Source organism: Photorhabdus sp. RM71S (genome assembly GCF_042879355.1).
GTDB classification, from domain to species: domain Bacteria; phylum Pseudomonadota; class Gammaproteobacteria; order Enterobacterales; family Enterobacteriaceae; genus Photorhabdus; species Photorhabdus kayaii.
In genome coordinates, this window is the sequence record NZ_JBHFKV010000183.1 from 1 (window position 1) to 537 (window position 537).

The window sequence follows — 537 nt, forward strand, 5'->3', positions numbered from 1 at the left end:
CGAAGAAACATATCTGCTCATTGAGGTTTGATAATCGACGTCAGCTTCAGCGTATCTTTTGGCAATATCACCACGTCCCATTGAAGCTAGCCAGTTCCTCATATTGGTAGCTGCTTCACCTTCCGTTCCTGCACCTTCACGACCAACTTCCAAGCTGGCAATAATCTGTGAAACTGCCTCCTGACCGTATATTCCCTTACCAGCAAATTGCTGCGTCATTTCTGGAAAGTATTGGGCGAGATCTTTTAATTCAAAACGACCCGATTTAGCGCCGAAAACGGCTCGGTTAAAGGCTTCTTTTAGCGCTTGATCACCTTCAATTTTCAGGGACTCAAAGGATAGAGCCATTTTGGCTAAGTCATTAATATTAGCTTTGGATGCCGTGGCGACGCGGCCCAATAATCCACTCATATCGGTCGATTTCATGGGAGATTTTCCGGCGGCAACTAATGTACCAACACCTTCCAGCAGGGTTTCTTGTAATTGGTTTGTTTGCTTGGCGTTCTGGCGCAAGATGATTCCGATTTTTTGTTCTTC

The 537-nt window shown here is 45.4% G+C and carries 1 protein-coding gene; it reads right to left on the minus strand.

Annotated features, from left to right (window positions below; genetic code table 11):
• Positions 1-513 (minus strand): phage tail tape measure protein (locus ACGF5R_RS24410; protein ID WP_387693219.1); only part of this gene is annotated, 513 nt, incomplete at its 3' end.
• Between the last annotated feature and the right edge of the window lie 24 nt (positions 514-537).